This window comes from Microbacterium sp. F01, assembly GCF_056156365.1.
Map to the genome: position 1 here is coordinate 1,461,268 of NZ_CM149592.1, position 21,853 is coordinate 1,483,120.

The 21,853-nt window shown below is 70.4% G+C and carries 18 protein-coding genes; 10 read left to right on the forward strand and 8 right to left on the reverse strand.

Annotation, left to right across the window (positions count from 1 at the left end):
- Positions 1-11: 11 nt before the first annotated feature.
- On the reverse strand, positions 12-1,034 hold the full coding sequence (locus tag ACVN90_RS06445; protein ID WP_475101319.1) for an isopenicillin N synthase family dioxygenase: 1,023 nt from the start codon (positions 1,032-1,034) through the stop codon (positions 12-14).
- A gap of 226 nt (positions 1,035-1,260) precedes the next feature.
- Between ACVN90_RS06445 and efeU the strand changes: the two genes are divergently transcribed.
- From efeU to ACVN90_RS06465, 4 genes are read left to right on the forward strand one after another with little or no spacing between them, the layout of a single operon-like run.
- The gene (gene efeU / locus ACVN90_RS06450) at positions 1,261-2,235 is read left to right on the forward strand and encodes an iron uptake transporter permease EfeU (protein WP_475101320.1); all 975 of its coding nucleotides are present in this window, start codon (positions 1,261-1,263) and stop codon (positions 2,233-2,235) included.
- Positions 2,232-3,461 carry an iron uptake system protein EfeO gene (gene efeO, locus ACVN90_RS06455; protein ID WP_475101321.1) on the forward strand — a complete coding sequence of 410 codons (1,230 nt, stop codon included), beginning with the start codon at positions 2,232-2,234 and terminating at the stop codon, positions 3,459-3,461. The genes efeU and efeO overlap by 4 nt, the downstream gene beginning before the upstream one ends.
- A 1-nt stretch (position 3,462) precedes the next feature.
- A complete protein-coding gene (efeB, locus tag ACVN90_RS06460; RefSeq protein WP_475101322.1) occupies positions 3,463-4,797 on the forward strand; it encodes an iron uptake transporter deferrochelatase/peroxidase subunit in 1,335 nt (444 codons plus the stop codon).
- Between the two features lie 50 nt (positions 4,798-4,847).
- The gene (locus tag ACVN90_RS06465; RefSeq protein WP_475101323.1) at positions 4,848-5,693 is read left to right on the forward strand and encodes an SDR family NAD(P)-dependent oxidoreductase; all 846 of its coding nucleotides are present in this window, start codon (positions 4,848-4,850) and stop codon (positions 5,691-5,693) included.
- 191 nt (positions 5,694-5,884) lie between these two features.
- Here ACVN90_RS06465 and ACVN90_RS06470 read toward each other — a convergent pair whose 3' ends face one another.
- A complete protein-coding gene (locus ACVN90_RS06470; RefSeq protein WP_475101324.1) occupies positions 5,885-7,066 on the reverse strand; it encodes an acyltransferase family protein in 1,182 nt (393 codons plus the stop codon).
- 99 nt (positions 7,067-7,165) lie between these two features.
- Between ACVN90_RS06470 and ACVN90_RS06475 the strand changes: the two genes are divergently transcribed.
- Together ACVN90_RS06475 and ACVN90_RS06480 are read left to right on the forward strand one after the other, a co-directional pair.
- Complete coding sequence (locus tag ACVN90_RS06475) at positions 7,166-8,695, forward strand: carboxylesterase/lipase family protein (RefSeq protein ID WP_475101325.1); 1,530 nt, start codon at positions 7,166-7,168, stop codon at positions 8,693-8,695.
- Positions 8,696-8,707: 12 nt separating this feature from the next.
- Entirely contained in the window at positions 8,708-9,592 is an 885-nt protein-coding gene (locus ACVN90_RS06480) for an alpha/beta fold hydrolase (protein ID WP_475101326.1), read from the forward strand.
- Between the two features lie 40 nt (positions 9,593-9,632).
- Here ACVN90_RS06480 and ACVN90_RS06485 read toward each other — a convergent pair whose 3' ends face one another.
- The 4 genes from ACVN90_RS06485 to ACVN90_RS06500 are packed head-to-tail and all read right to left on the reverse strand — an operon-like array spanning position 9,633 to position 14,977.
- Positions 9,633-10,550 carry a carbohydrate ABC transporter permease gene (locus tag ACVN90_RS06485; protein WP_475101327.1) on the reverse strand — a complete coding sequence of 306 codons (918 nt, stop codon included), beginning with the start codon at positions 10,548-10,550 and terminating at the stop codon, positions 9,633-9,635.
- A complete protein-coding gene (locus ACVN90_RS06490) occupies positions 10,550-11,485 on the reverse strand; it encodes a carbohydrate ABC transporter permease (RefSeq protein WP_475101328.1) in 936 nt (311 codons plus the stop codon). The genes ACVN90_RS06485 and ACVN90_RS06490 overlap by 1 nt, the downstream gene beginning before the upstream one ends.
- A gap of 1 nt (position 11,486) precedes the next feature.
- Positions 11,487-12,773 (reverse strand): ABC transporter substrate-binding protein, encoded by a 1,287-nt coding sequence (locus tag ACVN90_RS06495; RefSeq protein ID WP_475101329.1) that lies wholly within the window; start codon positions 12,771-12,773, stop codon positions 11,487-11,489.
- Between the two features lie 35 nt (positions 12,774-12,808).
- Positions 12,809-14,977: an alpha-galactosidase gene (locus tag ACVN90_RS06500; protein WP_475101330.1), complete on the reverse strand. Its 2,169-nt coding sequence runs from the start codon at positions 14,975-14,977 to the stop codon at positions 12,809-12,811.
- A gap of 125 nt (positions 14,978-15,102) precedes the next feature.
- Between ACVN90_RS06500 and ACVN90_RS06505 the strand changes: the two genes are divergently transcribed.
- The 3 genes from ACVN90_RS06505 to ACVN90_RS06515 all read left to right on the forward strand — a co-directional run bounded on the left by ACVN90_RS06505 (position 15,103) and on the right by ACVN90_RS06515 (position 18,233).
- Positions 15,103-16,218 (forward strand): ROK family protein, encoded by a 1,116-nt coding sequence (locus tag ACVN90_RS06505; RefSeq protein WP_475101331.1) that lies wholly within the window; start codon positions 15,103-15,105, stop codon positions 16,216-16,218.
- Positions 16,219-16,381: 163 nt separating this feature from the next.
- Positions 16,382-17,581 (forward strand): LLM class flavin-dependent oxidoreductase, encoded by a 1,200-nt coding sequence (locus tag ACVN90_RS06510; RefSeq protein ID WP_374978184.1) that lies wholly within the window; start codon positions 16,382-16,384, stop codon positions 17,579-17,581.
- A 1-nt stretch (position 17,582) separates the two neighbouring features.
- Positions 17,583-18,233, forward strand: a complete 651-nt coding sequence (locus ACVN90_RS06515) for an FMN reductase (protein ID WP_475101332.1) — start codon at positions 17,583-17,585, stop codon at positions 18,231-18,233.
- Between the two features lie 2 nt (positions 18,234-18,235).
- On the opposite strand, the gene ACVN90_RS06520 is transcribed toward ACVN90_RS06515, so the two are convergent.
- Together ACVN90_RS06520 and ACVN90_RS06525 are read right to left on the reverse strand one after the other, a co-directional pair.
- Complete coding sequence (locus ACVN90_RS06520) at positions 18,236-19,057, reverse strand: DNA/RNA non-specific endonuclease (RefSeq protein WP_475101333.1); 822 nt, start codon at positions 19,055-19,057, stop codon at positions 18,236-18,238.
- Positions 19,058-19,102: 45 nt separating this feature from the next.
- Entirely contained in the window at positions 19,103-19,711 is a 609-nt protein-coding gene (locus ACVN90_RS06525) for a DedA family protein (protein ID WP_475101334.1), read from the reverse strand.
- A gap of 139 nt (positions 19,712-19,850) precedes the next feature.
- On the opposite strand from ACVN90_RS06525, the gene ACVN90_RS06530 reads away from it, so the two are divergent.
- Positions 19,851-21,836 (forward strand): glycosyltransferase, encoded by a 1,986-nt coding sequence (locus tag ACVN90_RS06530; RefSeq protein ID WP_475101335.1) that lies wholly within the window; start codon positions 19,851-19,853, stop codon positions 21,834-21,836.
- Positions 21,837-21,853 lie beyond the last annotated feature (17 nt).

Here is a 21,853-nt window from a genome sequence, read left to right on the forward strand (position 1 = left end):
TCAGTGCAAGATCAGGCGGAGGTCGCCGCCCGGGCCGCCACCAGATCCGCGTGGTGGATCTCGGCGACGTCGGGGTGCGCGCGAAGGCGCGACTTCAGGGCGTTCTCGCCGTACAGCGCGTGGATCGGGTTGGACGGGTCCTGCGTGACCCCGCGCGCCTGCGCCGCGAGCTCGGCCGGCAGCTCGATCAGGGGCAGACGCTTGTCGAGGGCGGGGTTGAAGAAGAACGGCACCGAGATGCGGTCGTCGGGGTAGCGCGGCGAGATGACGCGGTGCTTGGTCGCGATGAGGTAGCCCTGGGTCGCGTACTCGAGCAGCTCGCCGATGTTGACGACGAACGCGCCCGGTACCGGCGGAGCGTCGACCCACTCTCCGTCGCGCTCGACCTGGAGGCCGCCCTTGCCGGGCTCGACCCAGAGCAGCGTCAGCACGCCGGAATCCTTGTGGGCGCCGACACCCTGCTGCGGCGTCGGGTCCTCCTTGCCGGGGTAGCGGACGATCTTGATGAGCGTCGAGGGCTCGCCGAAGTGCTCGTCGAAGTAGTTCTCCGGGGCGCCGAGTGAGAGGGCCCAGGCGCGGAGCAGCTTGCGGGCGACGCCCGACAGGTGGTCGTGCCACTCCGAGACGACCTCGCGGAGCTCGGGCTGCGCGCTCGGCCACAGGTTCGGGCCGATGAGCCGAGAGAAGTCGGGAGCGCCGGGGTCGGTGATCGCCTCGCGTTCAGGGCCGATGTCGATCTGCTCGCGCCAGTCGACCTTGCCCTGCGTGCGCTCGCCGCCGACGCGCGTGTAGCCGCGGAAGTGCGGGCTGTTGACGTTCTCGATCGCGAGCTTGTCGGCCTCGGGGAGGGCGAAGAAATCGCGGGCAGCCTGGTGAAGGCGCGCCTCGAGCTCGGGCGACACCCCTGTGCCGGTCAGATAGAAGAAGCCGACGTCGTGGGTCGCCGCGCGCAGGTCGTCGCGGAACTGCGCGGCGGCCTCCGGGCCCGCGTCGAGCCGGGAGAGGTCGAGGATCGGCAGGTTGAGGTCGGTCATGCTGCGAGAGTAGGCGCGGGACGCGGCATCCGTCCCGTTTGTTGCCTTCGGTTTCGCGTGTCCGGAGTCGGTCTTCGAGTCCATCGAGGACGTAACGAAATAGACAACCGGCCGACGTGTCCGGTAGCGTCCTAGGTAAGGCTCACCTTACGTTGAACCACCCGGTGCACGGGGAGCGCCGAGGTGCAACGGGGCGCCACGCCATTCGTACATCTTGGGAACCCCGTTGCTCGCCACTTTCCTCATCGGCCTGCGTGAAGGCCTCGAAGCCGCGCTCGTCGTCGGCATCCTGGTCGCCTACGTCACCAAGCTCGGCCGCCGCGATGTGCTGCCGCGACTCTGGGTGGGTGTCGGTCTCGCCATCGGGCTCGCCGTCGCCATCGGGGCGATCCTCACATTCGGGGCATACACCCTGACGTTCGAGGCGCAGGAGCTCCTCGGCGGTCTGCTGTCGCTCCTCGCGGTCGCGATGGTCACCTGGATGATCTTCTGGATGCAGAAGACCGCCCGCACCCTCAAGCGCACGCTCGAAGGTGGTGTCGACCGTGCCCTCGCGACCAGAGGCCTGTGGGCTCTCGTCGCGATCGGCTTCGTCTCGGTGGCGCGCGAAGGCGTCGAGACCACGCTTCTGCTGTGGTCGATGGTGCAGTCGTTCGGCGAGGCCCCCGCGGCGCTCGCCGGCGCCCTGCTGGGACTTGCCGCCGCCGTCGTGCTCGGCTGGGCTCTTGCGCGTGGGATGCTGCGACTCGACCTCCGCATCTTCTTCGGGTGGACGGGCGCTTTCCTCGTGATCGTCGCCGCGGGCGTGCTGGCATACGCGATCCACGATCTGCAGGAGGCCGGAGCGCTTCCCGGCCCGTTCACGGCCGCCGCCCCGATCGACCCGGCCACCGGCGATGTCGCCGTCGGCTGGGCCGCCTTCCCCTTCGGCTGGGCGTTCGACGTCACCGGTTCGATCCCGCCGGGAAGCGCCCTCGCGGCGGTCCTTCAGGCGACCGTCGGCTTCATGCCGCGCATGTCGTGGCTGCAGGTCATCGCGTGGGTGCTGTACGTCGGCATCGTCGGGGGCATCTGGCTGCGCGGCCAGCTGCGCTCCCGGCCCGCGGCGCGCCCGGTCGCGCCCGTGGCCGCAGCATCCGTCGCCCCCGCGTCCGAGCACCCCGACTCGTCTCCCGTCCCGTCCTCGCAAGGAGAAGCATGACCACCCGTCGTCTCATCCCCGCCCTCGCCGTCGCCGGCGTCGGCGCCCTCGTCCTGTCCGGTTGCGTCGCCAAGGCCGACCTCGCCGCGTCCGATGCCCTCACGGTGTCATCGACGGCTTCCGGCTGCGAAGTGTCGGGCGACTCCGCCACCAGCGGCACGCTCACGTTCGACGTGAGCAACGACGGTGACGAGGTCACCGAGTTCTACCTGCTGGCCGACGACGGCCTGCGCATCGTCGGCGAGGTCGAGAACATCGCCCCGGGCGCGTCGCGCACCCTCACTGTCGTCGCGCAGCCCGGCGACTACTACACGCTGTGCAAGCCGGGCATGATCGGCGAGGGCGTGGGTAAGGCCGCGTTCGCCGTGTCGGGCGACGCTGTCGAGGTGTCCGGTGAGGACGCCGAGCAGAAGCAGCTGGCCGTCGAGCTGTACGCCGCGTTCGTCAAGGACCAGGTGGGGCAGCTCGCCCCGGCCGTGGCGGACTTCGTCGCCGCGTACGAGTCGGGCGACGACGAGACCGCGCGCACGCAGTTCCCCGCCGTGCGGGCGTACTACGAGCGCATCGAGCCCGTGGCCGAGGCGCTGGGCGACCTCGACCCGCGCATCGACTACCGTGAGGTCGACGCGGTCGCCGAGGGCCTCGACTGGACCGGCTTCCACCGCATCGAGAAGGACCTCTGGGTACCCGCCGCCGACGCGCTGAACGCCGACCTCGAGACCCCCGCGTGGCAGGACTGGGCGCCGTCTACCACTCAGGAGCGCGCCGCGTTCGGCGACCAGCTCATCGCCGACGTGCAGGAGCTCTACGACTACGTGCACTCCGACGAGTTCCAGGAGTCGCTGGACGCACAAGGCATCGCCGGCATCTCGAACGGCGCGATCGCGCTGCTCGATGAGGTCGCGACGGGCAAGATCCAGGGCGAGGAGGACTGGTGGTCGGGCACCGACCTGTCGGACTTCGCCGCCAACGTCGAGGGCTCGAAGATGGCGTTCTCTCTGGTGCGCGACTTCGCCGTGGCGCAGGGCGACGAGGGAGAGGCGCTCGCCGAGGAGATCGACGGCGGCTACGCCGACCTCGAGGCCGCACTGGCGCAGTACGGGTCGCTCGAGGACGGCTTCATCGTCTACACCGAGCTCACCGACGACGACAAGCGCGAGCTCACCGACCTCATCAACGCCCTCGCCGAGCCGCTCGCGCAGCTCACGAACACCGTGCTGGCGTGAGGTGACCGCACCCTCGGCCGGCTCGACGGTCCCTGACGGCACCGCCTCCACCCCGGAGGCGGTGCCGACGCCGTCCACCGGGCTGTCCCGGCGTGGGGTCCTGGGTCTCGCGCTCGGTGCAGGTGCCGCAGGTCTGGCGCTCGGCGCGGGTGCCGGTGCGGCGGCGGGGGTCGCCATCGGGCGTGCGCGGGAACAGGATGCCGCAGCATCCGTCTACGAGTTCTATGGCGCCCACCAGGCGGGCATCACGACTCCCGTGCAGGACCACCTGCACTTCGCGTCGTTCGACATGATGGCGCGCACCGACCGCGACGACCTCGTCACGCTGCTGCAGGACTGGTCGTACGCCGCCGCCCGGATGACGCAGGGGCTCGACGTGAGCGCGACGGGCGCCGTCGGCGGGTCACCCGAGGCGCCGCCGGACGACACCGGCGAGGCGCTCGGGCTCCCGGCGAGCGGGCTGACGATCACATTCGGCTTCGGCCCCACGCTGTTCGAGAACGATGGGGAGGATCGTTACGGCATCGCCTCCCAGCGGCCTGTGCACCTCGAGAAGCTGCCGGCGTTCCTGGGCGACGACCTCGACCCCGCCCACTCCGGAGGCGACCTCTGCATCCAGGCGTGCGCCGACGACCCGCAGGTCGCCGTCCACGCGATCCGCAACCTCAGCCGCATCGCATTCGGGCGGGCACGCCTGCGATGGTCGCAGCTGGGCTTCGGGCGCACGTCCCGCACGACGGTCGCGCAGCCGACGCCGCGCAACCTCTTCGGCTTCAAGGACGGCACGGCGAACATCCTCGCGACCGACCAGGCCGCGCTCGACGACCACGTGTGGGTCGCGGCATCCGATGATCCGGCATGGATGGCGCGGGGCTCGTACCTCGTCGCCCGCAAGGTCGCGATGCTGATCGAGACGTGGGACCGTGTGCGACTCTCCGAGCAGGAGACCATCGTCGGCCGCACCAAGGGCGCCGGCGCCCCGCTGTCGGGCGGCGACGAGTTCACCGAGCCCGACTTCGACGCGACCGGCGCCGACGGAGAGCCGGCGATCCCGGCGACGAGCCACGTGCGCCTTGCCCACCCGGAGCTCAACGACGGCAACCGCATCCTCCGCCGCGGCTACAACTTCGTCGACGGTAACAACGAGCTCGGGCGTCTGGACGCGGGCCTCTTCTTCCTGTCCTATCAGCGCTCGCCCGAGCAGTTCGTGATGCTGCAGCGCGCGCTGTCGACCGACACGATGAACGAGTACATCCGCCATGTGGGCTCGGGCCTATGGGCGATCCCGGCCGGCGCCACACCGGGCTCGTACGTCGGGGCGGCGCTGTTCACATGAACTGACGCGCACCCGTTGCGCTCACCACGGTCGTCCGGTGTGCTGGACGCATGACGCGTCCCCCACGCAGCGTGCTCGTGACCGGCTGTTCGACCGGCATCGGTCGGGAGACGGCATCCGTCCTCGCCCTGCGCGGCTGGCGCGTCTACGCGACGGCTCGGCGCCTCGACGCCATCGCGGATCTCGAGAGGCACGGATGCCGCCTCCTCGAGCTCGACGTCACCGACGACGCCTCGCGTGCCGCCGCCGTCGACGCGGTCGTCGCGGCCGAGGGTACGGTCGGCGTGCTGGTGAACAACGCGGGGATCAGCGAGCTCGGTGCGACCGCCGCCATGCCGGTGGCGCGCGTGGAGCGGATGTTCGCGACCAACGTGTTCGGCGTGGTGAGCCTGACGCAGCTCGTCGTGCCTGGGATGCGCGCCCGCGGCGCCGGGCGCATCGTGAACATCGGCTCGATGAACGGGCGCTGGATGATGCCGGGGATGGGCTCGTACGCCGCCACCAAGCATGCGCTCGAGGCGTTCTCCGATGCGCTGCGCTACGAGCTCCGGCCCTTCGGGATCGAGGTCTCGCTCGTCGCTCCGGGCATGGTGACGACGGGGTTCGGCCATACGGCGGCAGCGCGCAGCGAGTCCGCCGTCGACTCGCACTGGGCGGACTTCGCGGCCCGCGTGGCCGACCTGACGCTGACGTGGGATGCCGGGCCGCGCGCCCGCCTCGCCTGTTCGCCGCGCGACGTCGCCGAGCGCGTCGTACGCGCCGTCGAGTCGCCGCGGCCACGAGCCCGGTACCGTGTCGCGCCGTCGGCGACCATGATGCTGGCGCTGCGGCGCGTGCTGCCGGAGCGGGCGTTCGAGCGCGTGCTGCGCACGCAGTTCCCGTCCCCGCGCCCCTGAGACACGGCGATGGCCGGGCCGCAGGAGGCGGCCCGGCCATCGCGTCGCTCAGGAGGTGGGGCGGTTCATGTCGGGGATCGTGATCGGGGTGGTCGTCCCCGACGCGCCCCGGTTGAGGAACGCCATCGCGATGCCGCGGAGGAGCTGGTCGAACAGGTAGAAGTTCGCGGCCAGGGGTTGTCGGATCGGAGTCAGCCGTTCTGGCGCGGATCGGGTCGCGGCATCCGTGGTTCCTCCCGCGGTCGGCGCGAGCCGGTGGGGTCGTTGCGCCGCCCCTCGCGGCGGGCGAGGGTGCGATCGGCGAACAGCCATGTCGGGCGCGGCTCGACCAGGGGACGGAAGATGCGGCGCACGGGCTTCGTCGCGAGCCCCAGTGCGATGAGCACGGAACCGAGGATCACGAGCGGAAGCCAGAGCCACGTCGGCTCGGCGTTGCGCAGCAGACCGTTCTCGCGGAAGGGGTAGAGCACGAACGAGTGCAGCAGGTAGACGTACATCGTGTACTGGCCGAAGTGCGTCCACCAGTGCGAGTCTCGCGGCACCAGCGCGAAGAATGCGGTCGACAGCACGACCGCGACGGCCATCAGCGCGAGGCGCACGCCGCCCGCCCACCACTGCGTGCCGCCGATGGACGCGTAGTTCTCGTCGTAGAACAGCCACTCACGCAGGTTCATCGCGCGCCAGTCGTCGACGAAGAACCACGCCGCCCAGCCGGCGACGGCGAAGAGTCCGAGCCCGCCCGCCAGCACCCACCAGGGGCGACGGTCGAGCAGTCGCAGGCGTGCCACGATGTCGTGCTCGCGCAGCCACCACCCGAGCGCGAAGAACGGCAGCAGTCCGAGTGTGCGCGACAGCGAGAACGTCGAGTCGATGTTGGGCACGTAGCCCGCGCCGATCGAGATCACGACAGTCCACAGCAGCGGCCATCGCAGCAGGGCCAGGTAGGGGAGCACGAGGCGGAAGATGCCGAGGGCCAGCAGGAACCACAGCGTCCACGAGGGCTGGGTGATGTTCGGGTTCGCCTGGCCCTCGACCAGCCACTTGGTCAGGGTCCACAGCCCCTCGAACACGATGTAGGGCACCAGGATGTCGGTGATCACGCGCGCCATCTGCGTCTTGGTGGGCGCATCCGACTTCGAGAAATAGCCCGAGATGATCGCGAACGCGGGCATGTGGAACGCGTAGATCACGAGGTACAGGCCCAGCGCGATGTCGGAGTCGTACGTCAGTCGCTGCACCGCATGGCCGAGCACGACGAAGACGATGCACGCGAAGCGCGCGTTGTCCCAGAACGGCGTGCGTCGCCGCGGACGGGCGATGGATCCCGTCGGGGTGGGGGTCGTCGCCGTGGGCGGAACGCTGCTGCCGGTCATCGTCACCTCTCGCCGGGGCGCAGACCAGACTAGCCGCGTGCAACCTGCCGCGCTTTCGCTTGACACCGAGTCCCACGCTGGCTGAGTCTGAGTACGCGCGTGCCGACGACGGTCGCCGGGAGGGAATCACCGATGACGGATGCTGCGACCCAGACCGGATCGACGAGTCCCGCGACCGCACGCCCCGTGGTGGCGGTGAGCACCGGCGCCCTCCGCGGCACCCGCGAGGGCGCGCTCGACCGCTTCCTCGGGATTCCGTACGCCGCTCCGCCGGTGGGCGAGCGCCGCTTCCGAGCTCCGGAGCCTGCGGCGGCGTGGGAGGGGGAACGGGATGCCGCGTCCTTCGGCCCGACGGCGCCGCAGCGTCCGTACACTCCGGCGATCGCGAAGTACCTCGCCTCCGTCGAGGTGCCCGGCGACGACATCCTCACGGTGAACGTGTGGACACCGGCCGACCGCGCGCCCGACGCGTCCCTGCCGGTGCTCGTCTTCGTGCACGGCGGTGCCCTGACGCGCGGCGCTGCCGCGCTGCCCACCTACGACGGCGAGCGGTTCGCGCGGCACGGCATCGTGTACGCGTCGATCCAGTACCGGCTCGGGCAGGAGGGCTTCGCGGTGCTCGACGACGTCCCGCAGAACCTCGGCGTGCTCGATCAGGAGCTGGCCCTGCGCTGGGTGCGGCGCGAGATCGCGGCGTTCGGCGGCGATCCCGCCCGCGTCACCGTCATGGGCCACTCCGCCGGCGCGAACACGCTGACTGCTCTGCTGGCGCTGCCGCACGCGAAGGAGCTGTTCGACCGGGCGATCCTGCAGTCGGGCCCGCTCGAAGCGCGGCCACCGAAGAAGGCGGGCCGCATGACCCGGGAGATCGCCAAGCGCCTCGAGGTGACTCCCACTCGGGCAGGTTTCTCCGGCGTCCCCGCGGACGACCTCGTCGCCGAGCAGACCGCGCTCGCCGCGGGCGGATCGCCGCTCGGCGGCGGACCGACGGTCGCGCTGGTCGTCGGCGGCGAGACCGTGCCCCGCAGTCCGCTCGATGCCCTGCTCGCGGGTGCGGGCCGCGGCATCCCGGTGCTCATCGGCTCGACCAGCGAGGAATATCGCCTGTGGCTCGTCCCGTCCGGGGCTGTCGACAAGGCGACCTGGTTGACGGTGACCGTCGCGCGGTTGGCGGCACGCGTGCCCGCGCGCATCGTCCGCGCGCACCGCGCGCGCCGCCCCGGCGCGAAGCCGGGGGAGGTGCTGGGTGAGGTCATCGGCGACATCCTGCTGCGGGGCCCGATCACGCGGTTCGCCGACAGCCGGGTCGGGGCGACCGATTCGCCCACGTGGGTGTACGAGTTCCGGTGGCGGAGTTCCGTCGACGGGCTCGGCGCGGCGCACGTCATGGAGCTGGGCTTCGTGTTCGACCGACTCGCGGAGCCCGACGCGATCGGCATCGGCGGTCCCGATGGACCGCAGACGCTCGCCGACGCGATGCACCGCGCGTGGGTGTCGTTCGTGGTCGACGGCGATCCGGGCTGGGAGGCGTGGTCGGCCCGCCGGCCGGTGCAGGCGTTCGACGTCGACGGGGGCCACATCGACTACGCGCCGCGCCAGGACGAGCTCGACGGACTACCGGAGGGGTAGTCTCGCAGCGCGATGACGACGATCGACGACGCCCTCGGCAACGACCGGGCGATTCCCGACATCGACTGGCGGGTGTTCCCCGACGGCACGATCCGAGACGTGTTCACGGCGCCCAGCGGCGGGCTCGCCCGCGTGCGCCTGGGCGACGACGACGCCCCGCGGGTCGTGCTCGTGTCGGGCGTCGCGGGGTCGAAGGAGGACTTCGTCCGGCTGTTCCCGCTGTTCGCGGGTGCCGGGTACCGCGCCGAGTCATTCGACCTCGCCGGCCACTACGGCTCGGCCACCGCCGGCCCGGAGAATCTCGAGCCGCCCCGCGAGCACTACGACTACCGGCTGTTCCTCGACGATCTCATCGCTGTGCTCGAGGACGGGTCGACGCCCGCCCACGTGCTCGGCTACAGCTTCGCGGGTCTGCTCGCCGAGCTGGCGCTCGTCGAGCGGCCCGACCTCTTCGCGAGTCTTACGCTCATGGCCGCTCCGCCCGCGACCGGACAGGTGTTCCGCGGCGTCAAGCACATCGGGCCGATCTCCGACATGCCGCCGCATCGCGCGGCCGGTCTGATCCTGTGGGGCATCCGCTACAACCTCAACCGGACGCCACCCCTGCGCATCGCGTTCGTCCGCGAGCGCATGGCCGTCACTCGGCGCACCGCCGTCGACGACGTCGTCGCGCTCATGATGGCGATGCCTGATGTCGCGGACGACGTCGCCGCTGTGAACATCCCCAAGCTCATCGCCGTCGGCGAGCAGGACCTGTGGCCGACTGCGCAGCACGCCGCGTACGCCGATCGCATCGGTGCGCGCCTGGCGATCTACGAGACCGGGCACGCGCCCTGCGAGACCGCCCCGCACCAGCTCGCGCGCGACATGCTGCAGCTCTTCGCGGACGCGCGATGAGGAAGACGGATGCTGCGGCCCGCAGCATCCGTCCCCGTTCTCACTTGATCGAGCCCCGCGTGACGCCCGAGATCACCCAGCGCTGGCTGAAGATGTAGACGATGAGGAGGGGCGCCATCGCCATCAGGTAGGACGCGAAGGCCACCGTGTAGTCGGTGTTGAACTGTCCCTGGAACACCCACTGTGCGAGCGGCAGCGTGCGTGCGGACGGTTCCGTCAGCACGACGAGCGGCATGATGAAGTCGTTCCACGCCCACACGCACGTGAGGATGCCGACCGTCGCGTTCATCGGCATGAGCAGCGGGAAGATCACCTGCCAGAAGACACGCCACGTGCCGGCCCCGTCGACCCGCGCCGCCTCCTCCAGTTCGATCGGGATCGACCGGATGTACGCGGTGTAGATGAAGATGTTCAGCGACAGCCCGTAGATCGTGTAGAGGATGATCATGCCGGCCTGGTTGTCGAGGCCGAGAAGCGAGGTCTGCTTCACCAGCGGCAGCATGATGATCGGGAACGGGATGAACAGGGCCGCGAGCAGGTAGAAGAACACGCCCTTGAAGAACGGCCGGTGGATGTTGCGCGCCAGCGCATACGCCACGATCGAGCTCGTCAGCAGCGTGAGCGCCACCGAGCCGACCGTGATGATCGCCGTGTTGAGGAGTGCCTGCGGGAAGCTCGTCCGCACCCACGCGTCGGCGAAGTTCTCCCAGCGGATCGGGTTCGGGATCTCGAACCCGGTGCCCTCCGCGAGCTGACCGGGCGTCTTCAGGGCGACGACCACCGCGAGGTAGAGCGGAATCAGCACGGTGAGCGAGCACACCGCGATGAGGGCGGTGGCCCACCAATTGATCTTGCGGGTGTCGTCGTCGGGCTCGCCCCGGCGCTTGCGCCGGTTGTTGGCGGTGACGGCGTCGACCTCCTGCTCGAGCTGCGACGCGGTGTTGGTCATGCTGGTCATCAGAAATCGGCCTCTCTGCGCTGAAGGACCCGGAATTGGAAGAGCGAGACGACCGTGATGACGATGAAGAAGATCACCGCGTTGGCAGTCTGGTAGGCGAACTCGCCGCCCGAGAAGCCGCCCCGGAAGATGAGCAGCGTCACCGATTCGGTCGACGTGCCCGGTCCGCCGTTGGTGAGGGCGACGATCGGGTCGAAGACCTGCAGGAACCCCTTGAGACTCAGCACGACGTTGATCGTGAAGAACGCGCCGATGAGCGGGAAGGTGATCGAGCGGAATTGCCGCCACGGAGTCGCTCCGTCGAGCGACGACGCCTCGTAGAGCTCTGCCGGGATCGTCTGGAGCCCCGACAGGTAGATGATGATCGCGAAAGCGCATGCCTGCCATACGGCCAGCGTCACGATCGCGGTCCAGGCCCAGGTCTCGTTCGTGAGGATGTTGTCGGCGATCAACGGGATGCCGGACAGGATCTTCGGCAGCGAGTTGGAGAACAGGAACTGGAACACGTAGCCGATCACGAGGATCGAGAGGATGTAGGGGACGAAGTACACCCCGCGGAAGAAGTTCCGCGCACGGATCTTCGCGTTGAGCCCGAGCGCGATCGCCAGCGAGAACGCGTTCGTCAGGATCGTCGCCACGACGGCGAACAGGAACGAGAAACCGTACGCCTGCAGCACGCGGTCGTCCCGGAACAGGTTGATGTAGTTCGACAGCCCCACGAAGTTCCAGGCACCGTAGCCGGCGTAGTTGGTGAAGCTGAAGAAGATGCCCACGAGCACCGGCACGGTGTGGAAGGCCGCGAACGCGATCACCGCGGGCCACACCATCCAGTAGTAGGCGGGCAGGGCGCGGCGGGTCTCAGTGCGCACGCGCGATGCGCGCTTGCCGGCGTCGCTCGTCGAGCTGGAGCGGACCGCCTGGGTCAGGGTCGTCATGTCACTCCTCCGTCACGGGGATCGTGCGGGCGGCCACCTTGGCCCACTCGCTGTCGAGGGTCTTCAACGCGGTCTCGGCATCACCGTCGAACAGGAACTGCTGGTCCGTCGGGATGAGCGGGATCGCGGGCGGGATCTGGTGGTCGATGAAGCCGGTGATCCGCTGCTCCTCGAAATACGGCCGCACAGACTGGAGAGCCGGATCGTCGCTGAGCTCCGCCCCCTCGACCGAAGGCACCATGTTCTGCGAGGCGGCGAACGCCTCGATCACGTCAGGCTGGAAGACGTAGTCGATGAACCGCTGGGCGGCTTCTTCCTTGGCGCCGTTCTTGCCCATCGTGAACACGACATCCACACCTGAGACGAGCAGGCTCTCGCCGGCCTCATCCGTCGGATACGGGAAGATCCCCATGCGGATGTCGGGGTTCACCTGCTTGATCGGATTGGTCGCCCAGATTCCCTGCAGGAGCATCGCCGACTCGCCGTTCGCGAACGCGGCGTTCCCATCGTCGTACGTCTTCCCGCGGTAGCCGTCCTGCATGTACGAGTACAGCTGATACTGCCGCTGCATGGCCTCGGGGAAGTCCTTCTGGAACGACACCTCGGAGTCGGGCCCGACGTCCTCGCCCTCTGCGCGCATCCGGTCCCAGAAATCGCCCTGCGACGGATATGCGCCCAACGCATTCCACGAGGGGATGCCCGTCCACGAATCGGCCAGCGTCCCGTAGAAGGGCTGAATCCCGGCATCGACCAGCGCGTCGCACACGGCGATGAGCTCGTCCCACGTCTCGGGCACCTCGAGCCCTTGCTCTTCGAAGATGTCCTGGTTGTAGATGATGCCGTTGGCGTTGTTGACATATCCCAGCCCGTTGACCTCGTCGCCATAGGTCCCGAGATCCGCCAGGATCTCCTGGACCGCGGGGTTGATGGTCTCGAGGATCGGGTCGCCGGTGAAGTCGTGGAACACTCCCGCCTGCGCGAGCCGGCCGAAGTTGCCGTTGGCGTTGAGGGTGATCACGTCGGGCACCCGATCCTTGACGAGGAGCGTCCGGATCACCGTGTCGGCGTCAGCGACCTGGTTCTGCACCACGTCGATGTCGGGGTTCTCTGCCTCGAAGCCGGCGATGATCTCGTTGAAGTCCTCGAGCGCTTCGCCCTTGAACTGGAAGAAGTTCAGCGTCGTCACGCCGTCCGAGGGACTCTGGGCGCAGCCGCCGAGAGCGGCGGCTGTCGCGGCGACGGCGACGACCGCGAGCGGCCGGATCCATCGTCGGTGAAGGGTTCTCATTGTGCGCCTCCTTGCGCGTGTGGGGTGGGGAGTGTTCAGGTCTGGGCGGTGAGTTCGACGACCATGGCCTGCTGCGGACGCTGCACGGGGGGGCGCACGCCCACTTCGGCCAGCTGCAGTCCGGTCAGCGCGGTGTCGGACTGGGCCCACTCGAGCGGCGACTGCCCGGCGTCGTCGCCGTCGCGCGTCACCACGCGAAGCCGGTAGATCCGGGCGGGGTCGAGTCCTGGCAGCCGTACGCGGCCGGGCGGGTATGCGGCGCTGGTCGCGGTCTGGACAATGGTGAAGACGGCGGATGCCGCATCCGCAGCGACCACGCCCCGCACATCGATCCCCGGCTCGACGCCGTCGACGTGAACGACGCGGCCAGATGCGATGAGCGGGCGAAGACGTTTGGCGAGCGCGACCCACTCCGCCACCTCGGCACGGCCGGCCTCGTCGAGGGTCGTCAGATCCCACTCGATGCCGAAGTGGCCGAGCAGTGCGACAGCGCCGCTGAGGCCGACGGAGACGGTCCGGCCCGACGAGTGGACGACCGGAGCCGTGAGGTGCATGCCCAGCATCTCGGGCGGGATCACGATGCCGGTGTGCTTCTGGTTGTCGAGTCGCTCGAGCGGGTCGAGGCTGTCGCTGGTCCAGACGCGGTCGGTGCGATCCAGGATCCCGAGGTCGACACGCGCGCCGCCGGAGGCGCAGCTCTCGATCTCGAGTCCGGGGTGCTCGGCCTTCAGCTCGTCGAGCAGACGGTAGACCGCGAGTGTGTGCTCGTGCACCCGGGCGGAGCCGGCAGGTCCGCTTGCCGCGTCGACGAGATCGCGGTTGTGGTCCCATTTCAGATAGGCGATGGGGTACTCGTCGAGGAGCGCGTGCAGGTGCTGCGCGACGTGGGCGTATGCACCCTGGTGCGCGAGGTCGACGACCTGCTGCTGGCGCGCGGACGGCGGCAGCGACATCCGTCCCCGCAGGATCCAGTCCGGATGCCGGCGCGCGAGGTCGCTTTCGGGGTTGACCATCTCCGGCTCGACCCAGAGGCCGAACTCCATCCCGAGACCGCGCACGTGATCGACGAGCGGGTGAAGTCCCTCCGGCCAGACGTCCGCGTCGACCGTCCAGTCGCCGAGTCCGGCGGTGTCGTCGCGACGGCCCGTGAACCAGCCGTCGTCGAGGACGAAGCGCTCGATGCCGACGGATGCCGCGGCCTCGGCGAGAGCAGTGAGCCGCTCGAGCGAGTGGTCGAAATAGACCGCCTCCCAGGTGTTGAGCGTCACGGGACGAGGCCGCCGCGGATGCTGCGGGCGAGCACGCCACTCGTCGTGGAAGCGCCCCGAGAGCTCGGTCAGGCCGTCGCCCCACGAACCGACCGCCCAGGGGGAGCTGTAGGCGGCGCCCGCCGCCAGCACGACCTCGCCGGGCAGCAGCAGTTCGCCGCCCGCGAGGAACGCGTCGCCTGTGGTGGTGCGTTCGGCGGTGACGCGGTGGTTGCCGCTCCACGCCACGTGGATGCCGTGTACACGACCGCGCTCGAAGCCGAACCCGGGCCGACCGGCGGCGAGCAGGATCGCGGAGTCCGCGCCGGTGCGTCCCCGACGGCTCTCGCGGACGTGGGAGCCGATGCCCAGGGTGCGCCGCTGTGGCGAACGCTCGCGCAGGTGATGGCCCGTCGTGTCGAAGATCTCGGTGGCATCCCACGGGAGCGGGAACGTGGGCTGGGCCGACTGCAGCGTGTAGGACGTCGCGCCGGTGTTGCGCACGATGACGCGCTGGTGGAACAGGCCGCTCGGACCGATCTTCAGTTCCACGCGCACCGCGAGGCCCGCTTCGGCGTCGGCGAGGGCGATGCTCGCGCGATGCTCGCCGGCCTGCACATCCGCGAGTGCGAGGCGGATGCTCAGCCCTGAGCCCTCGCGATGACCCTCGAGGCCGGGGGTGCCGAACCATCCCTCGGCGCCCGTGGGAACAAGGGTCAACGCCGGAGTCGCGTCCAGACCCCCCGACACGCGCTGTCCGCGAGCGGCGACGGCGAGCGAGCGGAGTGTGTCGGGCGCCGCGTCCTCGAGCGCCGCGCCCCAGTGAACGATCGCCGGGGCAGGAGCCGCATCCAGATCCACGAGGACACTGGTTCCTCCGCGGCTGAGGTGCAGGACGCGGGGATCCGGGGCAGGGACGGTGTGCTCGGCGGCGAGCAGCCTGTCGGTGCTGTGCATGGAGTTAGTTCTACCATGGAAATAATAGAGACGGCAAGGGGGGTGATTCTCACGAAATCCCCGTGTAGATTGATTGATTCGTGCCAGAATGAAAGCATTTCGTGCCCGGATGGGGGTCGCCGACGATGCTGACGGACAGCGAACGAGCACTCGCCCGAGCCGTGCTCATCCACGGTCCGATCGCCCGCAGTGCGCTCACGAGCCGGCTGGGGCTTTCCCCGGCGAGCCTCACTCGACTCGCGAAGCCCTTCCTCGATCGCGGATACCTCGTCGAGCTCGACGATCTCGCGGACGGGTCCGTGGGCCGGCCGGTGCGCCCGCTCGACGTCGCGCCGAACCTCGGGTGCTTCGCCGGCGTCAAGGTCACCGGTGATGCGATGGAGGTCGTCGTCACCGACGTGCGGGCGGGGCTGCTCGGCCAGCGCACGCTGCCGCTCGATACACATGACCCTGTGCTGGTCGCCGGCCGCATCGCCGAAGCGATCCGTGCCCTCCGCATCGACCCCCTCGTCGGAGTCGGCGTCGCGCTCGATGGCGCCGTCGACGGCGGCACCGTGCGCTACGCACCGTTCCTGGAGTGGGAGGACGTCGCCTTCGCATCGCTGCTCGAGAACGATCTCGGCGTTCCGGTCGCGCTCGAGAACGACCTCGTCGCGCTGGCCGAGGCGGAGCGCTGGTTCGGACTCGGCCGCGGCATCTCGGGCTTCGTCGTCCTGACGATCGGCGCGGGTGTCGGCTACGGGCTGGTCGTGGGGGGCGAGGTGGTGCGCACCGCGGAGGCGGGGCTGGGTCTGGGTGGCCACATTCCGCTGAGCGACACCGGTCCGCTGTGCCAGGCCGGTCACCGCGGCTGTTCGCAGGCGATGCTGACGTCGGGATCGATCGCCGCGCAGGTGTCGGCGGCACTGCAGCGCCCGGTGGGCTACGACGAGGTGCTCGCGCTCGCCGCGGCGGGTGAGCCCGCAGCCGTGATGGTGGTCGACGCTGCGGCCGACGCGCTCGGCAGGTTCATCGCGCTCGCGGCGAACCTCACCTTCCAAGGCGCCGCGGTCCTCGCCGGTGAGGGCATCGGGCTGTTCCCGCTCGTCGAGGATCGGGTGCGCGCGGCTATCGCCGCCGGGCGGGACCCGCGGGCGCAGCCCGTGCAGCTCTATGTGGATGACTCCGGATTCACGGCGTGGGCCCGTGGCGCCGCCGCCGTCGCGATCCAGGCGGCGGTCGACCGGCTGCGCCTCGACTGACCGCAGCTCTCCTCCGCAGCATCCGTTCCGGCACTGTCCGGAATATTCTTGGTGCGCACACGTTGCACGAGATACATTCATTTGCATGGATTCGCACGACGGAGAACCCGCACGGCGAAAGAGCGGAGAAGCGATCGTGAGCGAGAGCACCACGTGGTCGGGTATGCAGTTCGGAATCTTCACGGTGTCCGACATCACCCAGGACCCGACCGACGGCACCACGCCCAGTGAGGCGGAGCGGATCAAGGCGACCCTGAGGATCGCGAAGCACGCCGAGGAGGTGGGTCTCGACGTCTTCGCACTCGGTGAGCACCACAACCCGCCGTTCTGGTCGTCGTCGCCGACCACGACCCTCGCGTACATCGCGGCGCAGACCGAGCGCCTCATCCTGTCGACCGCCACGACGCTCATCACCACGAACGACCCGGTGAAGATCGCCGAGGACTACGCGATGCTGCAGCACGTCTCGGACGGCCGTGCCGACCTCATGATCGGCCGCGGCAACACCGGCCCGGTCTACCCGTGGTTCGGCAAGGACATCCGCCAGGGTCTGCCCCTCGCGATCGAGAACTACAACCTGCTGCACCGGCTGTGGCGCGAGGACGTCGTGGACTGGGAAGGGCAGTTCCGCACGCCGCTGCAGGGATTCACGTCGACCCCGCGCCCGCTCGACGGCGTCGCGCCGTTCGTGTGGCACGGCTCGATCCGCACGCCCGAGATCGCCGAGCAGGCCGCGTACTACGGCGACGGCTTCTTCGCGAACAACATCTTCTGGCCGAAGGAGCACTACCAGCGCCTCATCGCGCTGTACCGCCAGCGCTACGCGCACTACGGCCACGGCACGCCCGAACAGGCGATCGTCGGCCTCGGTGGGCAGGTGTTCATGGCTGCGAATTCGCAGGATGCGGTGAAGCAGTTCCGCCCGTACTTCGACAACGCCCCGGTCTACGGGCACGGCCCGTCTCTCGAGGACTTCAGCGAGATGACGCCGCTCACGGTCGGCTCTCCCCAGCAGGTGATCGACCGGTACGCCGCCATGCGCGAGACGTACGGCGACTACCAGCGCCAGCTGTTCCTCATGGACCACGCCGGCCTGCCCCTCAAGACCGTGCTCGAGCAGCTCGACATCCTGGGCGGCGAGGTGGTTCCGGTGCTGCGCAAGGAGCTGCAGAAGAACCGTCCGGCGGAGGTTCCGGATGCCCCGACCCACGCGAACCTCGTAGCCGCGAAGTACGGTGACGAGGCGCCGCGCCAGGCCGTCCCCGGCGCGAACCGCGGCGACAACCTCGTGGGCGCGAGCCCCTACCAGGACAGCCCGGCGCCCGCAGGTGCCGCGTTCGGCCTCGGCCGGAAGGAGGCGTGACATGACCAACTCCGCACGCCGCATCGCGGTGATCTCAGCGGGACTGTCGAACCCGTCGTCGACCCGCATGCTCGCGGACCGGCTGGCCGCCGCGACGGCGAAGCAGCTCTCGGACCGCGGCATCGAGATCGAGGTCGACGTGTTCGAGCTGCGCGACTACGCGCACGACATCACGAACAACCTCCTCACGGGGTTCGCGCCTCCCGCGCTCGAGTCGGTGATCAACGCGGTCGTCTCGGCCGATGCGGTCATCGCGGTCACGCCGATCTTCTCGACGAGCTACTCGGGACTCTTCAAGTCGTTCATCGACGTGCTCGACCCCGACGCCCTGACCGGGAAGCCGGTGCTGATCGGCGCGAACGCGGGCACCGCTCGCCACTCGCTGGCGATCGACTACGCCATCAGGCCGCTGTTCACCTACCTGCACGCCGAGCCGGTCTCGACCGGAGTGTTCGCCGCGTCGAGCGACTGGGGTGCGTCGGCCGACAACGTCGCCCCGCTGGGCGAGCGCATCGACCGCGGGGCGCGCGAGCTCGCCGACGCGATCGCGCGCCGCGAGCCCGCGTCCGACGCCGACCCGTTCGACCCCGCCAACTACCTCGGTGAGGGCCGCTCGTTCGGCCACCTGCTCGGCGGTCTCGCGGGGGAGTAGCCTCAGCCGAGAACGACATCCTCCGGTTCGCGGAGAGGGCGCCACGCGCTCTCTCCGCGAACTGTCGTTGTCGCCAGCACATCGGCGTCGACGAGGGTGCCGAGGTCGATGCCCGACAACTCCTCGATGTCGGCGATCCGCACCTGGAACGTGCGGAAGGCGCCGAGCGTCGGCACGTCGAGCACGCCCTCACGAAGGTCGATGAGCTCCGACTGGTCGAGCACGAAGCCCGCGGCCGCGAGGCGCGACGCCCCGTCCTCCCGTGTCGTCCACGCGGCGACCTTGAAGAACCGGCGCGGGACACGGATGCCGCGGTACGGCGGGTCGTCGTCCTTCAGGACCGGTGCGGTGAAGACGCTGATGCGCTCGTCGGTGGTCTCGGCGAACTCGAGCACGTGGTCTTCGAGCCCGAGCCACAGCTCCTTCGACTGATTGAACCCGCTCGCCTGCGGCGCGGCGTTCGGATAGGTGAACGTCGCCTCCGTCGCCCGCCGGGCCTCGGCCTCGGAGCCCCAGCCGGGATCGCGGCGGCGCACCAGGTGCCCGCGATCCAGGTCGTTGGAGGCGTAGACGGCTGGGCCCGCCTGCTCGGCCGCGGGGATCCGCGGATCGAGATCCCAGTCACCGGTCCGCGGCAGGTCCTGCAGCGCCGCACCGTCGATGTTCACGCCGGTGACGGCCGCGAGCCGGCGCTCAGGGTCGAGCAGCACGGTGAACCGGGGGTAGGTGAGTTCGCGCACCGCGCGCCCGTCTGCAGGACGGGGGAGGGGGAGTGCAACGCCGAGGAAGGCGTCGTCGTATGCGTCTGAGATCACGTCTGCCACGCGCCCATCATGGCCGCACCGGGCGACATCGCGCGATGCTCCGGCTCACTCACCCTGGGTGGCCCTCCGTGCGCGCAGCCGGCGCGCGAGCACCGCGTCGATCGCCAGGCCTAGCCCCACGGCGAACGCCACCGACACGACCACCGCGACGACCGGGCCGCCGGGAACGAGCGTCGCCACGACCGCCCCGACGAGGGCCTGATAGATCGCCCACGCGAGCGCCGCGAGGCCGGCCACCGCGAGATAGCGGGGCGCCGGCAGCCGTGTCGCGCCCGCCGTGAGGTTCACCGCGAGCCGGGCGAAGGGGATGAACCGTGCGGTGAACAGCACCACAGCAGCGCGGCGCTCCAGTCGCAGGCGCGCCCAGGCGAATGCACTCTGCGCGCGCGGGGCGCGCATCCAGCGCCACCGCTCGAGTCCGATCGTGCGGCCCACGACGTAGCAGGCGGCGTCGCCCGTGAGCGCGGCCGCCGCGGCCACGAGCACGATCGCCCCCAGGGCTGGCTCGCCCTGCGACACCGCAAGCGCACCGAGCGCGGTGACCGCCGCCTCGCCGGGGATCACCACCAGGAACGCGTCGCCCACCACGAGCACGAACAGCAGCGGCAGCGCCCACGCGCTCGACGCCACCGTGGTGAGCAGATCCTCGACCATGTCTTCTTGGTAGCCGCCCGTGGTGAACGGCGACGGAACGGGGCACGTCCGGTGACCCGCCGCGGTGCATCCGGTGAACTCTTCCGCACGGACGCCGGTTCGCGGCATCCGTCCCCGTCCGTCCCGTCACCCTGGAGGCGTGAGAGTCGCACTGCTCGCCGAATCGTTCCTGCCCCACATGAACGGGGTGACGGGGTCGGTGCTCCACGTCCTTCGGCATCTCGCCGCCGAAGGACACGAGACGCTCGTCATCGCACCGCGCGCCGGAGAGATCACCACCGACCTCCACGGCGCCCGCACCGAGCTGCTGCGCTCGGCGCCCCTGCCGTCGTATCCCGAGGTGCGCGTCGTGTTCGCCCGCGCCGCGCGGCTGACGGCGATCCTGCGTGACTTCCGGCCGGATATCGTGCATCTGGCCTCGCCGTTCGTGCTCGGCTGGCAGGGTCTCGCGGCAGCCGACGCGCTGCGCGTGCCCGCGGTCGCCGTCTACCAGACCGATGTGGTCGCGTACGCGGAGAAGTACGGGATGCCGCAGGCCGCGGCGCTGGTCGGCCGCCACATCGGGCGCCTGCATCGCCGGGCGACCCTCACCCTGGCGCCGTCGACCGCGTCGCTGCGGCAGCTCGAGGACCTCGGCGTCGATCGCCTGCGCCGGTGGGGACGCGGTGTCGACGTCCAGCGCTTCGGGCCCGAGCGGCGCAGCGACGACTGGCGCTCCCGCGTCGCCCCCGGCGACACGATCGTCGGCTACGTCGGCCGCCTCGCGCCCGAGAAGCAGGTCGAGGACCTCGCCGCGCTCGCCGCGCTCCCCGGCGCCCGGCTCGTCATCGTCGGCGACGGACCGGCGCGGCCCGCGCTCGAGCGCGCGCTTCCCGACGCCGTCTTCACCGGGCACCTGACCGGGCCCGCGCTCGCCGAGGCGCTCGCGAGCTTCGACGTGTTCGTGCATCCCGGCGAGAGCGAGACGTTCGGCCAGACGATCCAGGAGGCGCTGGCCAGCGGGGTGCCCGTCGTCGCGACCGGCGTCGGCGGCCCCGTCGACCTGGTGCGCTCGAGCGTCGACGGCTGGCTCTACCGCCCCGGCGACCTCGGCGATCTGCGCGCACGCGTGGCCGACCTCGTCGGCGACGAGGGCAAGCGCCGCGCGTTCGCGGCAGCGGCCCGCGAATCGGTGCGCGAGCGCACGTGGGACGCGGTCTGCAGCCGCCTGGTCGAGCACTATGACGAGGCACGGATGCTGCGTCCCATCGACGATGCGCAGTCCCAGCGCGCGGCGACCCGGCCTGCGGTGCCGACGCCCGCATCCCGGCGCTCGTGGTCGCGGTTCGTCGCACTCGGCGACTCGATCACCGAGGGACTCTGCGACGCCTCGCGCATGCCGGCGGGGCAGTATCGCGGCTGGGCGGACCGGCTCGCGCAGCTGCTCGCGCACGCCGGCCGCTCCGGCGAGCCGTTCCGCTACGCCAACCTCGCCGTGCGCAGCCGCTGCGTGCGGCATGTCGTGAGCGAACAGGTGCCGCGGGCGCTCGCCCTCCGACCGCAGCTGGTGTCGATCCTCGTCGGCGCCAACGACCTCGTCGGGCGCCGCGTCGACCCGGTCGCCGTGGCCGCCGATCTGGAGCACGCCGTGCGGGCGCTGCGCGGCGCCGGCGTCGATGTGCTCCTCGTCACGCCGTTCCTCCCGCGCCGACGCCCCGCGCGGCTGTTCGCCCGCCGGTTCGCGGTGTTCTCGTCGGAGCTCCGGCGGATCGCCGCGGCGACCGGCGCGGTGCTGCTCGACACCGATGCGTTCCTCGACGCGCAGGGCCTTCCGGCGGTCGGCGACCTGGATCTCTGGGCCGACGACAAGGTGCACCTGCGCCCGCGGGGTCACCGGTACCTCGCGTATCGCGCGGCCGAGGCACTGGGGGTGCCCGACGCCGAGGCGCTCGGCGAGCTCGACGCGAGCCTGCACGCCGACGACGACCCGGTGCTCCCGGGCACGTGGCTGCGCCGCGACGCCCTGCCGTGGGTGTGGCGGCGACTGCACGGGCGCACGGCCGGCGACGGACTCGTGGCCAAGCACGCCGACTACGTGCTCATCGGCGGACCCGGCGACGTGCCCGCTCGCGTGCACGCCGGCTGAGGCATCCGCTCCGTCCT

What these genes read in the sequence shown, in the direction of transcription:
- ACVN90_RS06445 (WP_475101319.1), bottom strand. Translation starts at nt 1,034, where the DNA reads ATGACCGACCTCAACCTGCCGATCCTCGACCTCTCCCGGCTCGACGCG.
- efeO (WP_475101321.1), top strand. Translation starts at nt 2,232, where the DNA reads ATGACCACCCGTCGTCTCATCCCCGCCCTCGCCGTCGCCGGCGTCGGC.
- ACVN90_RS06465 (WP_475101323.1), top strand. Translation starts at nt 4,848, where the DNA reads ATGACGCGTCCCCCACGCAGCGTGCTCGTGACCGGCTGTTCGACCGGC.
- ACVN90_RS06470 (WP_475101324.1), bottom strand. Translation starts at nt 7,066, where the DNA reads ATGACCGGCAGCAGCGTTCCGCCCACGGCGACGACCCCCACCCCGACG.
- ACVN90_RS06480 (WP_475101326.1), top strand. Translation starts at nt 8,708, where the DNA reads ATGACGACGATCGACGACGCCCTCGGCAACGACCGGGCGATTCCCGAC.
- ACVN90_RS06485 (WP_475101327.1), bottom strand. Translation starts at nt 10,550, where the DNA reads ATGACCAGCATGACCAACACCGCGTCGCAGCTCGAGCAGGAGGTCGAC.
- ACVN90_RS06490 (WP_475101328.1), bottom strand. Translation starts at nt 11,485, where the DNA reads ATGACGACCCTGACCCAGGCGGTCCGCTCCAGCTCGACGAGCGACGCC.
- ACVN90_RS06495 (WP_475101329.1), bottom strand. Translation starts at nt 12,773, where the DNA reads ATGAGAACCCTTCACCGACGATGGATCCGGCCGCTCGCGGTCGTCGCC.
- ACVN90_RS06500 (WP_475101330.1), bottom strand. Translation starts at nt 14,977, where the DNA reads ATGCACAGCACCGACAGGCTGCTCGCCGCCGAGCACACCGTCCCTGCC.
- ACVN90_RS06505 (WP_475101331.1), top strand. Translation starts at nt 15,103, where the DNA reads ATGCTGACGGACAGCGAACGAGCACTCGCCCGAGCCGTGCTCATCCAC.
- ACVN90_RS06510 (WP_374978184.1), top strand. Translation starts at nt 16,382, where the DNA reads ATGCAGTTCGGAATCTTCACGGTGTCCGACATCACCCAGGACCCGACC.
- ACVN90_RS06515 (WP_475101332.1), top strand. Translation starts at nt 17,583, where the DNA reads ATGACCAACTCCGCACGCCGCATCGCGGTGATCTCAGCGGGACTGTCG.
- ACVN90_RS06525 (WP_475101334.1), bottom strand. Translation starts at nt 19,711, where the DNA reads ATGGTCGAGGATCTGCTCACCACGGTGGCGTCGAGCGCGTGGGCGCTG.